The 13,937-nt window shown below is 72.7% G+C and carries 11 protein-coding genes; 7 read left to right on the forward strand and 4 right to left on the reverse strand.

Translation table 11 applies throughout. The annotated features are described in order from the left end of the window. The first annotated feature begins 9 nt into the window (after window positions 1-9). The 4 genes from SGFS_RS19950 (at window position 10) to SGFS_RS19965 (ending at window position 3,739) form a co-directional block, all read left to right on the forward strand. Window positions 10-1,584, forward strand: a complete 1,575-nt coding sequence (locus tag SGFS_RS19950; protein WP_286252106.1) for an MFS transporter — start codon at window positions 10-12, stop codon at window positions 1,582-1,584. A gap of 10 nt (window positions 1,585-1,594) precedes the next feature. Continuing rightward, on the forward strand, window positions 1,595-2,026 hold the full coding sequence (locus SGFS_RS19955; protein WP_286252107.1) for a hotdog fold thioesterase: 432 nt from the start codon (window positions 1,595-1,597) through the stop codon (window positions 2,024-2,026). A gap of 86 nt (window positions 2,027-2,112) precedes the next feature. Beyond that, window positions 2,113-2,571 carry a MarR family winged helix-turn-helix transcriptional regulator gene (locus SGFS_RS19960; protein ID WP_286252108.1) on the forward strand — a complete coding sequence of 153 codons (459 nt, stop codon included), beginning with the start codon at window positions 2,113-2,115 and terminating at the stop codon, window positions 2,569-2,571. Window positions 2,572-2,848: 277 nt separating this feature from the next. Then, entirely contained in the window at window positions 2,849-3,739 is an 891-nt protein-coding gene (locus tag SGFS_RS19965) for an AfsR/SARP family transcriptional regulator (RefSeq protein ID WP_286252109.1), read from the forward strand. 673 nt (window positions 3,740-4,412) lie between these two features. Here SGFS_RS19965 and SGFS_RS19970 read toward each other — a convergent pair. From SGFS_RS19970 to SGFS_RS19980, 3 genes are all read right to left on the reverse strand, one after another. Further along, window positions 4,413-5,456, reverse strand: a complete 1,044-nt coding sequence (locus SGFS_RS19970; protein WP_286252111.1) for a beta-ketoacyl-[acyl-carrier-protein] synthase family protein — start codon at window positions 5,454-5,456, stop codon at window positions 4,413-4,415. Next, window positions 5,456-5,953 carry a cupin domain-containing protein gene (locus SGFS_RS19975; protein WP_286252113.1) on the reverse strand — a complete coding sequence of 166 codons (498 nt, stop codon included), beginning with the start codon at window positions 5,951-5,953 and terminating at the stop codon, window positions 5,456-5,458. The genes SGFS_RS19970 and SGFS_RS19975 overlap by 1 nt, the downstream gene beginning before the upstream one ends. 250 nt (window positions 5,954-6,203) lie before the next feature. Next, the gene (locus tag SGFS_RS19980; protein WP_286252115.1) at window positions 6,204-7,079 is read right to left on the reverse strand and encodes a helix-turn-helix transcriptional regulator; all 876 of its coding nucleotides are present in this window, start codon (window positions 7,077-7,079) and stop codon (window positions 6,204-6,206) included. Window positions 7,080-7,136: 57 nt separating this feature from the next. Here SGFS_RS19980 and SGFS_RS19985 point away from each other — a divergent pair, with 57 nt between their 5' ends. Both SGFS_RS19985 and SGFS_RS19990 read left to right on the forward strand, forming a co-directional pair. Beyond that, entirely contained in the window at window positions 7,137-8,618 is a 1,482-nt protein-coding gene (locus SGFS_RS19985) for an MFS transporter (RefSeq protein ID WP_286252116.1), read from the forward strand. 34 nt (window positions 8,619-8,652) lie between these two features. Next, entirely contained in the window at window positions 8,653-9,687 is a 1,035-nt protein-coding gene (locus SGFS_RS19990; RefSeq protein WP_286252119.1) for an aldo/keto reductase, read from the forward strand. 334 nt (window positions 9,688-10,021) lie between these two features. Here the strand turns inward: SGFS_RS19990 and SGFS_RS19995 are convergent, their stop codons facing one another. Beyond that, complete coding sequence (locus SGFS_RS19995) at window positions 10,022-12,943, reverse strand: AAA family ATPase (protein WP_286252120.1); 2,922 nt, start codon at window positions 12,941-12,943, stop codon at window positions 10,022-10,024. Window positions 12,944-13,172: 229 nt separating this feature from the next. Here SGFS_RS19995 and SGFS_RS20000 point away from each other — a divergent pair, with 229 nt between their 5' ends. Continuing rightward, window positions 13,173-13,850, forward strand: coding sequence for a helix-turn-helix transcriptional regulator (locus SGFS_RS20000; RefSeq protein WP_286252121.1), 678 nt, complete (start codon window positions 13,173-13,175; stop codon window positions 13,848-13,850). Window positions 13,851-13,937: the final 87 nt, after the last annotated feature.

Raw genomic sequence — 13,937 nt, forward strand, 5'->3', positions numbered from 1 at the left:
TGATTCCCCGTGTCCACCGGCAACCCGCGGGCCACGCTCGCCGCGGCGTGCGTCGTCGGCCCGCTCATGACCCTGGTGGTGACCGGCCCGTCCGTGGCCGTCCCCGACATCGGCGCCGATCTGCACAGTTCACTCGCCGCCGCCCAGTGGGTGGTCGACGGCTACATGCTGACCGCGTCCAGCAGCCTCGCGGCCATGGGCTCGCTCGCCGACCGCGTCGGCCACCGGCGCATGTTCACCTGGGGCATGGCCTTCTTCGCCTTCTGGATGACCGTCTCCGGCCTGGCGAACAGCATCCTGCTGCTCGACCTGTCGCGGGCGATCGCCGGTTTCGGCAGCGGTGCCGCGCTCGCCTCCATCACCGCGATCCTGGCCCAGGCCTTCGACGGCGCCGCCCGCGCGAAGGCGTTCGGCCTCTTCGGTACGTTCCTGGGCGCGGGCCTCGCCTTCGGCCCCGCGTTCGGCGGCGCCCTCGTCAACCTGTGGGGCTGGCGCTCGGTCTTCCTCGTACTGGCCGCGGTCTCCGCGCTCATCCTGCTGAGCACCCCGCTGCTGCCGCACTCGGAGCCCCACAAGGGGCCGCGCTTCGACTGGGCCGGCAGCTTCACGTTCGGCTTCGGTGTCGCCCTGTTCGTGCTCGCCCTGGTCGAGGGTCCGGGCCGGGGCTGGACCGACCCGGTCGTGCTCGGCGCGGCCGCCGGCTGCCTGGTGCTGCTGGCGGTGTTCGTGACCGTGGAGCGCCGTACCGAGCACCCGATGTTCGACCTGGGCCTGTTCGCCCGGCCGCAGTTCCTGGCCGTCTGCCTGGTGCCGCTGGTACTGGCGTTCAGCTTCGTCGCGCTGGTCATCGTGCTGCCGCCGTATCTGACGTCCACGAGCGGTATGTCGGCGCTGCGCATCGGCGTGGTCCTGCTGCTGCTGACCGGCCCGTCGCTGGTGATGCCCGCTCTCACCGGGCTGCTCGCGCAGAAGGTCTCGCAGCGCGCCCTGTTCATGGTGCTGCTGGGCTGCTCCGCGGTCGGCGCCGCCTGGCTGACCCTGGTGGAGCCGGGCGCGTCGGCCGCCGCGCTGGCCGGTCCGCTGCTCCTGCTGGGCATCGGGTACGGCATCTCGCTGGGCATCCTGGACGGCGCGGCGGTCTCGGCCGTCGAGCCGGAGCGGATGGGCATGGCGGCTGGCATGTTCAACACGGTCCGGCTCGCCTCCGACGCGGTCTCCATGGCCGGCCTGGGTGCCCTGGTCACCGCGCTCACCAAGAGCGCCCTCGACAACGGCGCGGTCTCCGCGTACCCGGGCGGCGGGGAGGCGCTGACGTCCCGCGCGCTCCAGGGCGGGCTGACCGAGGCCGCCGAGAAGCTGCCGACGGGCGAGGTGCGGGACCGGGTCGTGGGCGCGATGGCCGACGCGTACGCGAGCGGGCTGCACACCACGATGTGGATCGTCGCGGCGGCCTGTGCCGCCAGCGCGGTCGCCGTCGGCTTCCTGCTGTCGGGCACGAAGCCGTCCGGCGACGCGCCCGCCGAGTCCTCCGAGTCCTCCGGCGGAACGGCCTCGGCGGCGCCCGAGCCCGCCTCGGCGCACTGAGGGGCCGGCCGTGACCCAGACCGCCCTGGGGCCCGTCGAGGTCCTGCCCCCTTACGCCGACCAGCAGTTGGTGGAGCGCCTCGGTATCGAGATCACCGTCTGCGAGCCGGACCTGGTCGTCGGCACCATGCCGGTGGACGGCAACCGGCAGCCCGTCGGACTGTTGCACGGCGGGGCCAACGCGGTCCTCGCCGAGACGCTCGGCTCGCTCGCGGCCTGGGTGCACGCGGGCGCCGACCGGATCATCGTCGGCCAGGAACTGTCCTGCACCCACCATGCCGGCGCCCGCTCGGGCCTGGTCACCGGCGTCTGCCGACCGCTGCACGTGGGCACGCACACGGCCACGTACGAGATCGTCATCACCGACGAGCGGGACCGGCGCACCTGTACGGCCCGGCTGACGTGTGCGATTCCGTCGACCAGGCGCCGGAAGCCGCGGTGACGGCCCCTTCGGGGGGCCGGGGACCGACAGGGCGACGGCACTGCGGGGCTCATGCTTCGTCCTCTGTCGTATGCAAGACTATTGATATGGCGAACACGACGACGGAGACGGTCGCCGCTGGCCGACTCGGGCACACGATCAAGAGAGCCGAGCAGGCTCTCATCGCACGCAAGACGCAAGTGCTGCGGGAGTTCGACCTGACGGTGCCGCAGTACTCGGTGCTGCTGCTGCTGTCGGTCTCCGACGGCATGTCCGCGGCCCAGCTCGCGCGCGAGTGCATGGTCACCCCGCAGACGATGGCCACGGTCCTGACGAACCTGGAGAAGGCCGGCCTGGTGGTGCGCGAGCCTTCGGAGCTCCATCAGAAGGTCGTGGTCAACCGTGCGACCCGGGCCGGGCGCGCGGTCGCGCGGAAGGCCGACAAGGCCGCGCTTCGCGTCGAGGGCGCGTTGAGCGCCGAGTTCACGCCGGACGAACTGGCCCAGTTCGAGGAATACCTGGAACGGGCGATCGCTCTGCTGGGTTCACTGGGCTCGGCCCCCTGAGCGGATTCCTACATTCCGCTCACGGATCCGCACCTCCGAGAAAGCCACGGTGATTGACTCACCGTGGCTTTCCGCCTTTTTCGGCCGAAGTGAGATTGGTAACAGCAAGCGCTCCCCCCGGTAAATATTGCCTGCTCCATAAAACAATCCAGCGGTTTCAAGCCAGAACCCTGATACAGTGGAATGGTCACTCAGGGTTACATGTATGAGAGACCTTGAGAGAAGGGGAATATCGCATTCCGCCAGCGAGCGGAATGTAATGTACCAATAAGGGGGAATGGTGCAGATTCATGTCCTCGGCCCGATGACCGTCTTCGACGAGGAGTCGGAGCCGGTGATCCTGCCACCGAAGCCACGCAAACTTCTCGCATTACTCGCGGTCAACGCGGATCGCGCGATATCCGTCAACGCACTCATGCAAGAACTCTGGGGGAACAACCCCCCACGAACCGCGACAGCCACGATTCAGACCTACATAGGCCATGTCCGGCGCATCCTGGCAGAAGCACTCAGGACAAGTGTCGCCGTGGTTTCCGAGGAAATTCTGATAACCGAGGGCAGCAGTTATGTCCTGTCCACTTCGCGGGTGGCCCTCGACATCACGGAGTACGAACTGCTGGCGGAGGAGGGCACCGCGGCGGTCGAGCGCGGTGAATTCGACCGTGGATCCGATCTGCTGCGCCGGGCACTGGCGCTGTGGCGGGGCCCGGCACTCGTCAATGTGGAGGCCGGCGAGCTGCTCAGCGCCCGGATCGTCCACCTGGACGAGTCCCTGATCTGTGTCGAGGAACAGCGCATCTACGCCGACCTCCAGCGCGGCGCCCATCGCACGCTGGTGCCCGAGCTCACCGGGCTCACCGCCCGCCACCCGCTCCACGAGAACTTCCACCGCCACCTGATGCTCGCGCTGTACCGCTCGGGCCGCAGAGCGGAGGCGCTCGCCGTCATGCGGCGGCTGCGCACCCGTCTGGTGGAGGAACTGGGGCTGGAGCCCTCGCCGTTCCTCATCCAGCTGGAGCAGGACATCCTGCGCGGGGAACCGTCCCTGGACGAGCCGGAGCCAGGATTCACCGACCAGGGCCCAAGGCGACACCCGGCCCGGGCCGTCGGCGGAGGGACGGTCCGGCACCGTCACCTGCCCATGTCGGCAATGCAGCCGACCGGCTGAGGCGCGGGGTTCGTACTACGACCGGTGGTACGACCCCTAAGCACGAAGGGTCCGCAGGGCGCGAACGCCCTGCGGACCCTTCGTGTTGTCGGGGGCGGGGCCGGAGTCTGGGGTCCAGTCGGGTCGGGCCACGTCGTCATGCGGGTACGGGGTCGCCGCTCGGGTCGGGCCACGTCGTCATGCGGGTACGGGGTCGCCGCTCGGGTCGGCGCACGTCGTCATGCGGGTACGGAGGCGCCTCGCTCGGGCGGGGGCGAGCGGGGGCGGGAACGGGCAAGCAGGGCGAGCGGGAGCGCAAGGCGGGGCAGAGCCTGATGGCGAGGGGCCGGCACGGCCTACGGGCGCGCGGGGCCGGCACGGCCTACGGGCGCGCGGGGCCGGCACGGCCTACGGGCGCGCGGGGCCGGCACGGCCTACGGGCGCGCGGGGCCGGCACGGCCTACGGGCGCGCGGCGAGGGTGGTGCCGGGCGGCCCGGCAGACGCCCGGCCGCGGGGCGAGCGCCTGGCCAGCGGCTCTCGGGCGCTCAAGCTCTCGGGCTCTCGGGCGCTCGGCCTGGGTTCCGGCGCCCGACCCAGGGTTCGGCCAGGGCTCCGGGGCTCGGCCAGGCTCCGACACCCCACCCGGCGTACAACCCAACGCTCCGGCACCCCGCGTTCAGCCGCAGCAGCCCCTCAGCCCCCGCTCACCAGCAGGCACGACCAGGTGAAGCCCGCACCGGCGCTCACCACCAGGGCGTACTCCTCGGGCCCCAGCAGGCGGCGGGTGTGGAGTTCGGACAGGGTGGCTGCCGCGTCACCGGCGCCCAGGTGGCCGGTGTCCGTGCCGGGGCGGAGCAGTTCCGCTCCCGTGAGCTTCGAGAGGAGGGGGGCGTAGGCCAGGTCGACGGTCTTGCGGCCGAGCCTCGGGGGCACGACGTAGCGGAGCGGGAGGTCGCCCGTGGGTGCCATCCCCGCGTCGGCCAGGCATGACTCCACCGCCGTTCGCAGCGCGCGGGTGCTGGCTTCGGTGAACGCCTCCATGCCGCCGGCTTCGAGGAAGGCCTTCTTGGTGCGGCGGAGGTCGACCCGGGGGCCGAGCGAGCGGGCGGCGGGGCTGAACGGGTCGTCGCCGCGGTGCATCCGCTCCAGCCGGGGGGCCGCCACCGTGGACAGGGAGTGCAGCACCAGGTCGGCGGGCCGTCCGCCCTCCGTATCCTCCAGGTGGTGCAGGACCAGGGCGGTGGCCCCGTCGCCGTAGGCGATGCCGTAGTCCCCGCCCCAGCGGTCGAAGCCCGGCTCGGCGAACGCGTCGGCCGTGGTGACCAGGGCCCGGCGCAGCTCCGGTTCGACGAACAGCCGGGCGGCGGCGAGCTCCACGGCCGCCGCTCCGCCGTTGCACACCTGCTGCACGCCGACGGGTACGGCGTCGTCGGCGCCCAGTCGGTCGGCGATGAAGTGCACGGGGGACCACAGGTCATGGCCCTGGTAGTGGATCCAGGCGTGCAGGACGAGGCCCAGGTCGCCCGGGTCCTCACTGGCCGCCGCGAGCGCGCGGCGGCCGGCCTCGACCGCCATCTCGGGCGGGGCCAGCTCGGCCACCGGTAGCCCGTCGCAGCCGAGTTCCCCGGCGGTCTCGGCGTCGATCAGCCCGAGCTCGACGGCCTCCGACGCGCTCTGCCGCCGCTCGGGGAGCCACAGTGCGGGCCCCGAGATGCCCAGGGGGCGGGGCAGCCGCATCACCGTTCCCCGTCTTCGCTCTTGTACTGCGCGGTGTCGCAGCCCGGGTCCGGGGCGGCCACGACCGGCGCGGTGGCGTCCTTGGGGATGATGTCGACGACGTACAGCTCGACGGGCTCCGTGCCGTTGTTGATGCCCATGTGCACGGTGTCGGGGCCGACGGGCTCGACGAGCGACTGCCCGGGGCCGTACTCCTTCACCGAGCAGTCCGAGCCGTCGATCCGGGTGAAGGTGCCGGAGTTGATGACGGCGATCTCCTCGCCCAGGTGGTAGTGCCAGCCCGTGGACGCGCCGGGCTGCACGACCGCCTTGCGGTACAGGACCTTGCGGTCGCCGTTCGCCTTGATCTTGAAGGGGGCCGAGGTGACGCCCTGGCTCAGCGTGACCACACTGACCGGGGGCTCCTCGGCCACGGCGAGCTGCTGGGTGGCGAACCCGGCGGCGAAGGTCACCGCGAGGACGGCACCGGCTGCCGCGACCTTGCTCTTGTTGATCACGGTACGTCTTCCTCTGCTCGCGGAAAGGCTGGCGGAAAGTGACAGCGCGGGGAGACGGGAGCGGCGCTCCACGCCCCTGCCCGCAGCCATGTGTACCAGAGCACTGGCACCCGATCGAGGGCTGTCGTAGCTTCCTGTGCTGCCCTCTGGTGGGTCTTCAGTCGCCCTTCGACCGGGTCTCCAGCCGTCCTCGACCGCCCCGCCACGGCGAGCCCCCAGCCGGTACCGCGAATGCCCGCGTCAGCCCGTCTCAGCCCGCCTCGACCAGCGAGATCCGTTCCTTCCGCTCGTCCCGGCCCAGGAGTTCCATGACCCGCTCGCGGGTGTCCGTGCCCGCCCGGGCCGTGTGCAGCATCAGCCGGACGCCCGGGCGGTCCGGGATCTCCAGCACCGAGTGGTCGAAGATCAGGCACCCGGCCCGCGGATGGTCGATGGCCTTCACGCCCTGGTTCGTCGCCGAGATCTCGTACCGCGCCCACAGCTCCGCGAACTCGGCGCTCTCCGCGACCAGCCGGTCCGCGATCAGGGTGAACTCCGTGTCGTCGGGGTAGCGGGCGGCGTCCCGGCGGAACTCGGAGACCAGACCGGGGGCGATCTCCTCCCAGTAGCGGTGCCGCGCCCGGAACGCCGGGTTGGTGAAGAAGGCCACCAGGCAGTTGGTGTCCCCCTCGCGGAAACCGAAGACCAGCCGGGCCGCGCGGTTCGCCCCGGCGATGTTCCAGCAGCGGTCGATGACGTACGCCGGGGACGGCATCCAGCCCTCCAGCAGGACGGTGAGGCGCGAGGTGTCGGCCAGGTCGTCCGCCGTACGGCGCGGCGGGTTCATGCCCACCAGCTGGTAGAGGTGGTCGCGTTCCGCCGCGTCCAGCCGCAGCGTGCGGCTGAGGGCGTCCAGGACCTGCGCCGACACCTTGATGTCCCGGCCCTGTTCGAGCCAGGTGTACCAGGAGGCCCCGATCCCGGCCAGCAGGGCGACCTCCTCCCGGCGCAGCCCCGGGGTCCGCCTGCGCGCCCCCGGAGGCAGGCCCACCTCCTCCGGCGTGAGACGCTCCCGGCACGTACGCAGGAAGTGCTTGAGCTCCTCGCGTCGGCGGGGCTCCCTTACCGCGTTCAGACTGGTGGTCATGAACCCAGGATAAGTACGGGCTCCCCGGGGCGTGTTGAGGACTGCGAGCCTCGCGGCATGACTTCCGATCCCGTCGACTCCGCGGCCAAGGCGCGTTTCACCACGCGCCAGTGGCTCATCATCACCCTGCTGTGCGGCGCGCAGTTCATGCTCGCGCTGGACTTCTCCATCCTCAGCGTCGCGCTCCCCGTCCTCGGCAAGGACCTCGGCTTCGCGCTGAGCGACCTGCAGTGGGTCGTCACCGCGTTCGCCCTGCCGTCCGGCGGTCTGCTGCTGCTCTTCGGCCGGGCCGCCGACCTGTACGGCCGCCGCAACTGGTTCATCGCCGGCATGGTCCTGTTCACGGTCGCCTCACTGGCCGGCGGCCTCGCCCCCAGCCCCGGATTCCTGCTCGCGGCACGCGCGGCCCAGGGCGTCGCGGCCGCCATGCTGACCCCGGCGGCGATGTCGCTGCTGACCACCAACTTCGCCGAGGGCCCGCAGCGCGACCGCGCCCTGGGCATCAACGGCGCCCTGCTGTCGCTCGGATTCCTGTCCGGTGTGGTGCTGGGCGGTGTCATCACCGATCTCACCAGCTGGCGCGTGACGCTCTTCATCAGCGTCCCGGTGGGCATCGCGGCCTCGATCGCCGCCCCGGTGCTCATCAAGGAGAGCCGCAACGAGGAGACGCCGAAGCTGGACGTCCTCGGCGCGGTGACCGTCACCGGCGGCCTGCTGTCGGTCATCTACGGCATCACCTCCGCCGAGCGCAACGGCTGGAGCTCCGGCATGACGCTGGGCGCGCTCGCGGCGGGTGCCGTGCTGCTGGTGGCGTTCTTCGCCGTCGAGTCGCGCGTCGCCGCGCCGCTCGTCGACCTGGGCGTACTGCGCCGCCGTACCGTCAGCTGGGGCAACACCACCGGTCTGATCACCTTCGCGATGATGACCGGCATGGTCTTCCTGCTCACGCTGTACATGCAGCAGGTGCGCGGGATGACCCCGCTGGACGCCGGCTTCGCGTTCGCCGCGCTCGGTGTCGCGGCCGTCCTCGGCGGCGCCTTCGCAGCCCGGATCATCGGAAGGATCGGCGTCCACCGGGCACTTGTCTACGGTCTGCTCCTGCAGGCGGCGAGCACGGCCGCGCTGTTCTTCCTGGACACCGAGGGCGGGATGCCGCTGCTGCTCCTGGCCACCGCGACGGGCGGCTTCGGCCACCTCCTCGCGGTCGTCGGCTACATGATCACCGCGACCTCGGGGCTGCCGGACCACGAGCAGGGCCTCGCGACCGGGCTCGCCTACACCGGCCAGCAGCTCGGCGTCACGGTCGGCACCCCGGTCCTCGCCACGGTCGCCGCGTCCGGCATGGCCTCCGCAGGGGGCAGCGGGCCGGCCGCGGTCCTCAACGGCGTACAGGGCGGCCTGCTGACCGCCGCCGCCGTGCTGCTCGCCGCCGGTCTCGTCGCCATCGCGTTCCTGCGCCCCGGGCGGACAGCGTCGGCCGACGCCTCGGCCGGTGCGAGCACGAGCGCGGGCGAGCGGCTCGCGGCAGACGCGCGCTGAGCGAGGAGAACGGAACGAAAGGACGACCATCCGCATGCGTAGGCGCTATCTGGGCCGCACCGGCCTGCAGGTGTCCGAGATCTGTCTCGGCACCATGACGTTCGGCGGCCGGCACGGCTTCCAGCACATGGGACAGCTCAACACCATCGAGGCCCGACGGCTCGTCCATCTCTGCATGGACGAGGGCGTGAACTTCTTCGACACCGCCGACATGTACTCCGCCGGCCAGTCGGAGGAGGTCCTGGGCGCCGCTCTCGCCGGTCGCCGCGACGACGCGATCATCGCCACGAAGGTGCGCTGGCAGATGCCGGACGGCAGCGGCGGCCCGAACGACCGGGGGCTGTCGCGGCACCACATCGTGCGTTCGGTCGAGGCGAGTCTGCGCCGCCTGGGCACCGACCACATCGACCTCTACCAGACGCACGGCTGGGACGGCCGCACCCCGTGGGAGGAGACCCTGCGGGCGCTGGACGATCTCGTACGGGCCGGCAAGGTCCGCTACGTGGGCGCGTCCAACCTGACGTCCTGGCAGCTCACCCGCGCCCTGGCCACCAGCGAGCGGCAGGGCCTGGAGCGGTTCGCCTCGCACCAGATCCAGTACAGCCTGGCCGCCCGCGAGGTCGAGTGGGAGCTGCTGCCCATGGCCGAGGCGGAGGGGGTGGGCGTCATGGTGTGGAGCCCGTTGGCGGGCGGTCTGCTCAGCGGTCACCAGGAGCGGGGCGCCACACCGCCGCCGGGCACCCGACGGTCGGTGGGCTGGTTCGAACCGGTCGACCCCGAGCGCACCTTCGACACCATCGACGTGCTGCGCGAGATCGCCGACGAGCGTTCGATGTCGCCGGCCCAGGTCGCCCTGCGCTGGGTGCTGGAGCAGCGCGGTGTCACCTCGGTGGTCATCGGCGCCCGCAACGAACGCCAACTCGCCGACAACCTTGCCGCGACCCGCTGGTCCCTCACCCCCGAGGAACGCAAAGCCCTGGACGAGACGAGCGCGTCACCGCTGCCGTACCCGTACTGGCACCAGGACTACTGCGACGCGGAACGGGTCAGGGAGGAGGGCCTGGACTGAGCGAGCGGGGGTCGGGGACTGGTTCCCGGGCGCGCGCCCGCGCGCACGAAGCTTGCCGCTTCTTGCCGGATTGCCGCTGTCAGCAGGGGTTTTCGGGCCCGGGGCTCGGCTGCCGTCCGGTGCACCCGGGGCGCTCCTGCAGCCGAGCAGACTGGCCTGCAGGGGACCGTCGCCCCCCTGCACCCGTACCGGTTGCAGACCCATCAACCGTCGGCGATCCCCGAAACCGCCGACGCCCGACACACCGAAACCCCCCGCCCCATCAACCGACGCCCGACACACCGAAACCCGCCGCCCCACCAACCGACGCCCGACACACCGGAGCCACCACCCGTCAGCCCTCGGCCGACACCCCCGCCCCCGCCCCCGCCTTCGTGAGCGCCCCAGCCAGTTCGGACCTCCGGCGGATGCCGAGTTTGCGGTAGGCGCTGGTGAGGTGGGTCTCCACCGTGCGGCGGGCCAGGTGCAGCAGTTCCGCTATCTCGGTGTTCGTGCGGCTCTGCGCGGCGAGGTCCGCGATGCGGCGCTCGGCGTGGGTGAGCGCGGCGGGGCCGGTCAGGGTCGTCGTCGTGCGGCGGGCTCCGCCCTCGCGCAGGGCCGTGTCCGCCGCCGCCCGCAGCCGGACCGCGCCCAGCCGTTCGGCGCGTTCGCCCGCCTCGCGCAGGGTGTCACGGGCCCGGGCCCGCTCACCCGCGGCGGTCAGCAGCCGGCCCTGGGCGATCAGCGCCGGGATCAGTTCCGTTTCGACCGGGGCCCCGCCTACGAGGGCCGACGCGGTGTCGGTGCCGGTGCTCTGTCGCAGCAGCCGTACCGCCCGGTCCGCCAGTTCCAGGCCGCGGCGGCCGCCGGTCGCCGTGCCGAGGACGCTCAGGGCGCGGCCGACGACGCGGGGGGTGTTCCATCTGTTGGCCAGGCAGAGTTCCTCCTCGGCCAGGGCGAGGGCCTCGCGGGGGCGGCCGAGCGCGAGGTTGCATTCCGCCGAGGCGGCCCGCCAGGGGGTGACGATCGGGCTCACCACGTCCCGTGTGGACTGGCGGCGGCCGCACTCCAGGAAGTCGACCAGGGCGCCCGCCGGATCACCCGAGGCGGCGCGCAGCACGCCACGGGCGTAGACGAATCGGTTGGTCTCCCAGGAGTCCTGCGCGTTCTCCAGGTCGAAGCCGTCGGCGAGGCGGGCGGCCTCCTGGGTACGGCCCGTCTCGACCAGCGCGACGACGGCATGCGCCCGCACGTTGGCCGACTCGGGCCGGTCCTCGCCGGGCCGCCGCACGTCCGCCTCGGTGAGCAGCTGCTCGTACGCGCCGCGTGCGGTGGCGATGTCGATACGGGTGTTCAGCAGGGCCTGGTGCATCGGGTGCAGCAGGGAGGTGCGTTGTCCGGCGAGGCCCCGGACGACGAGCCGTTCGGCCTCGTCGAGCTGGTCCGCCCACTGGGCGACGGCGGCGGCCGTGCCGAGGAGGAAGGCCTCCGAGAGCGGTTCGGCCGGTTGTGCCAGGAGCGCGCGGATCCGGCTCATCGCCGACTCCGCCGAGGTCAGGCCGGCCGTGGACTCGTAGCGCACCAGCAGTGCCTGGCCCGCTGTGCCGACCAGGCCCGGGGAGTGTTCGGCGGTCTCGCGGAGCCAGCGGTAGACCTCCTGCCGTACGCCCTGGTCGTTGTCGGAGAGCAGGGCCGAGGCGGTGTGGACCGTGCGGATGAGGTCGGGGTGGCCCGTCAGATGCTCCTCCTGGAGGCCGCGCAGCACGTCGATGGCGGCCCGGGCCTCGCCGCGCCGGGCCAGCGCGGTGCCCAGGGCGACCGCCGCGCGCACCCGGTCCTGCGGCGGGCCCGGCAGCTTGAGGGCCTCGGTGAGCCGGCTCAGTCCGGCCGTCGAACGCACGGTGGCGTACTCCAGGGAGCCCAGTTCGGTGAGGACCACGGCCCGGCGGGCGGCCGACATGGGCTCGTCGAGGGCACGGCGCAGGAATGCCAGGGCGTCGTCGCTGCGGTCGTCGCGGACGGCCAGGTCGGCGGCGTCCAGCAGCGCGCCCGTCGCCCAGGCCCGGCCCACGGTGTCGGCCCGCAGCAGTTGGGCGGCGATCGTCCCGGGGCCGTCGCCGCGGTGCAGCATCGCCTCGGCCGCCCGGCGGTGGGCGGCCCGCCGGTCGGCGGTCGGCCAGCCGGCGAGGACCGCGTCCCGCAGCAGCGCATGGGCGTAGCGGGGCAGCCCGCCGGCGTCCGGGCGCAGCAGCCCCAGGCGGGTCATCGCCGTCAGCCAGCCCGCCACCCGGGCGGGGTCGGCGCCCGCCGCCCGCGCGAGCAGTTCGGCGTCGACCGCGGCGGAACCGTCCTCGGCGCCGGCCGCGCCCCGCCCGGCGCCCGGAGAGTCCTCCAGCGCGGCCAGCACCCGGGCCACCTCGGCGGTCGCGGGCCCGGCGCTGTCCAGCCACCAGGACACCGCCGCCGGGTAGGCGCCCGGGTAGAGCGCGGCGCAGATGTCCGGCAGGGCGTCCGTGTCGGCGTGCTGGAGGTCCTCCATCAGGGCGCGCAGCAGCAGCGGGCTGCCCGTGCCCGCGCGTACGCACTCGTCCACCCACTCCGGCGGCGCGTCGCCGCCGCGTGCGAAGCGCACCAGTTCGGCCGTGGAGTCCGTGCCGAGCGGGGCCAGGTTGAGGGTGTGGACGAGGGAGGGGGAGAGCGCGTGCGTCAGTCCGTCGGCCGGGGGGGCGATGTCGTACTGGCTGCGCTCGGTCATCACCAGCAGTACTGGTAATCGGTCGATCCGCCGTACGGCCTCGGCGAACCAGCGGCGCGAGCAGGCGTCGGCGAGGTGCACGTCGTCCACGGCGACCATCAGCGGGGCCTCGTCCGCGTACGCGCGCAGCAGCCGCCACAGCCGCGCCGGGGTGGCCCGGTACGGCGGGGTGCCGGGCGGGTCAGGTGTCCCGTCCGGCGCCGGGCCTGGCTCGCCCACCGCGCCGGGCCCGCCCACCACGCCGAACTCCGCCGCCGGGTCGAACTCCGGCCCCTGGGAGAGGAGTTGGAAGAGGGCATCGAAGGGTACGGAGGTGTACTCCGGTGAGCAGCGAGCGCGCAGGACCCGCATGCCGCTCGCCGCCGCGTGCTCGGCGGCGGCCTCCAGGAGCGCGGTGCGGCCGGTGCCGGTGGCACCTCTGAGCAGCACCGGTCTGCCGGAGCCGGTGCGGGCGCGGGCGGCCTCGGCGGCCAGCAGCTCCAGGGCGTCCGCGCGTTCGAGAAGTGGTTCCGGTCCGCACATCGCTGGCCTCCTGTCGTGAACGGGTCACTGCCCGCTCCGGTAGACGTGGCGAACGCCGTCTCGGTGCTCATCTCGCGACCCGATGTCGTGGAGGTGTCGGGGACGATCTCGTGGTGCCTCTCGTGGTCCTCCACGATTGCCCGCGATGCCCGGACCGCACGAGTGTGGTGAGAGCCCGTCTTCCGCTCCCGTCGCAGGAGCGGTGCTCGCGCGGACATGGGAGAAACGGTTGTACAGCTCGAACCGGACCACGGACGACACCGGCGCGTCGCCGGAGTCCGAACGCCGCATCCCGGTCGTGGTCCACACGCCGGACCCGCTCTCCAGGGCCGGAGTCCTCAGCCAGTTGCGCGGACATCCGGTGATCGACCTGGTCGACGGGTCCGAGCCGGAACCCGGCACCGTGGCCGTACTGATCGGCGACACACCGGACGAGCCCACGCTCTCCGCGCTGCGCAGGCTCGTGCTCAGTGACGGGGCGCGGGCCGTGCTGGTGGTGAGCGCGATCCGCGAGTCGGAACTGCTCGACATCATCGAGTGCGGGGTCGCCGCCGTCGTGTGGCGCCACGAGGCCACCGCGCAGCGTCTGGCGCAGGCCGTGATCGCGGCCGCCCGGGGTGACGGGGACCTGCCCGCCGATCTGCTGGGGCGGCTGATCAACCAGGTGGGCAGCTTGCAGCGCTCCGTGGCCGGCCGCCCGGGGGCGTCGCCGCTCTCCGGCCTGGTGCCGCGCGAGATCGACGTCCTGCGGCTGGTCGCCGAGGGGTTGGACACCGGGGAGATCGCGAGCAAGCTGTCCTACTCCGAACGCACCGTCAAGAACGTGATGCACGGGCTCACCACCCGACTGCGTCTGCGCAACCGGGCGCACGCGGTGGCCTATGCGCTCCGGGAAGGCTACATCTGATCGAACAGGCAACCGCACGAGGCCGCTCGGGCACCGGGCTCGGCCCCTCGACGTCCCCGGTACGCCTGCGGGGCCGGGCTCGCCGCA

This window comes from Streptomyces graminofaciens, from assembly GCF_030294945.1.
Classification (GTDB): domain Bacteria; phylum Actinomycetota; class Actinomycetes; order Streptomycetales; family Streptomycetaceae; genus Streptomyces; species Streptomyces graminofaciens.

What these genes read in the sequence shown, in the direction of transcription:
- SGFS_RS19960 (WP_286252108.1), top strand. Translation starts at nt 2,113, where the DNA reads ATGGCGAACACGACGACGGAGACGGTCGCCGCTGGCCGACTCGGGCAC.
- SGFS_RS19965 (WP_286252109.1), top strand. Translation starts at nt 2,849, where the DNA reads ATGGTGCAGATTCATGTCCTCGGCCCGATGACCGTCTTCGACGAGGAG.
- SGFS_RS19970 (WP_286252111.1), bottom strand. Translation starts at nt 5,456, where the DNA reads ATGCGGCTGCCCCGCCCCCTGGGCATCTCGGGGCCCGCACTGTGGCTC.
- SGFS_RS19980 (WP_286252115.1), bottom strand. Translation starts at nt 7,079, where the DNA reads ATGACCACCAGTCTGAACGCGGTAAGGGAGCCCCGCCGACGCGAGGAG.
- SGFS_RS19985 (WP_286252116.1), top strand. Translation starts at nt 7,137, where the DNA reads ATGACTTCCGATCCCGTCGACTCCGCGGCCAAGGCGCGTTTCACCACG.
- SGFS_RS19990 (WP_286252119.1), top strand. Translation starts at nt 8,653, where the DNA reads ATGCGTAGGCGCTATCTGGGCCGCACCGGCCTGCAGGTGTCCGAGATC.
- SGFS_RS19995 (WP_286252120.1), bottom strand. Translation starts at nt 12,943, where the DNA reads ATGTGCGGACCGGAACCACTTCTCGAACGCGCGGACGCCCTGGAGCTG.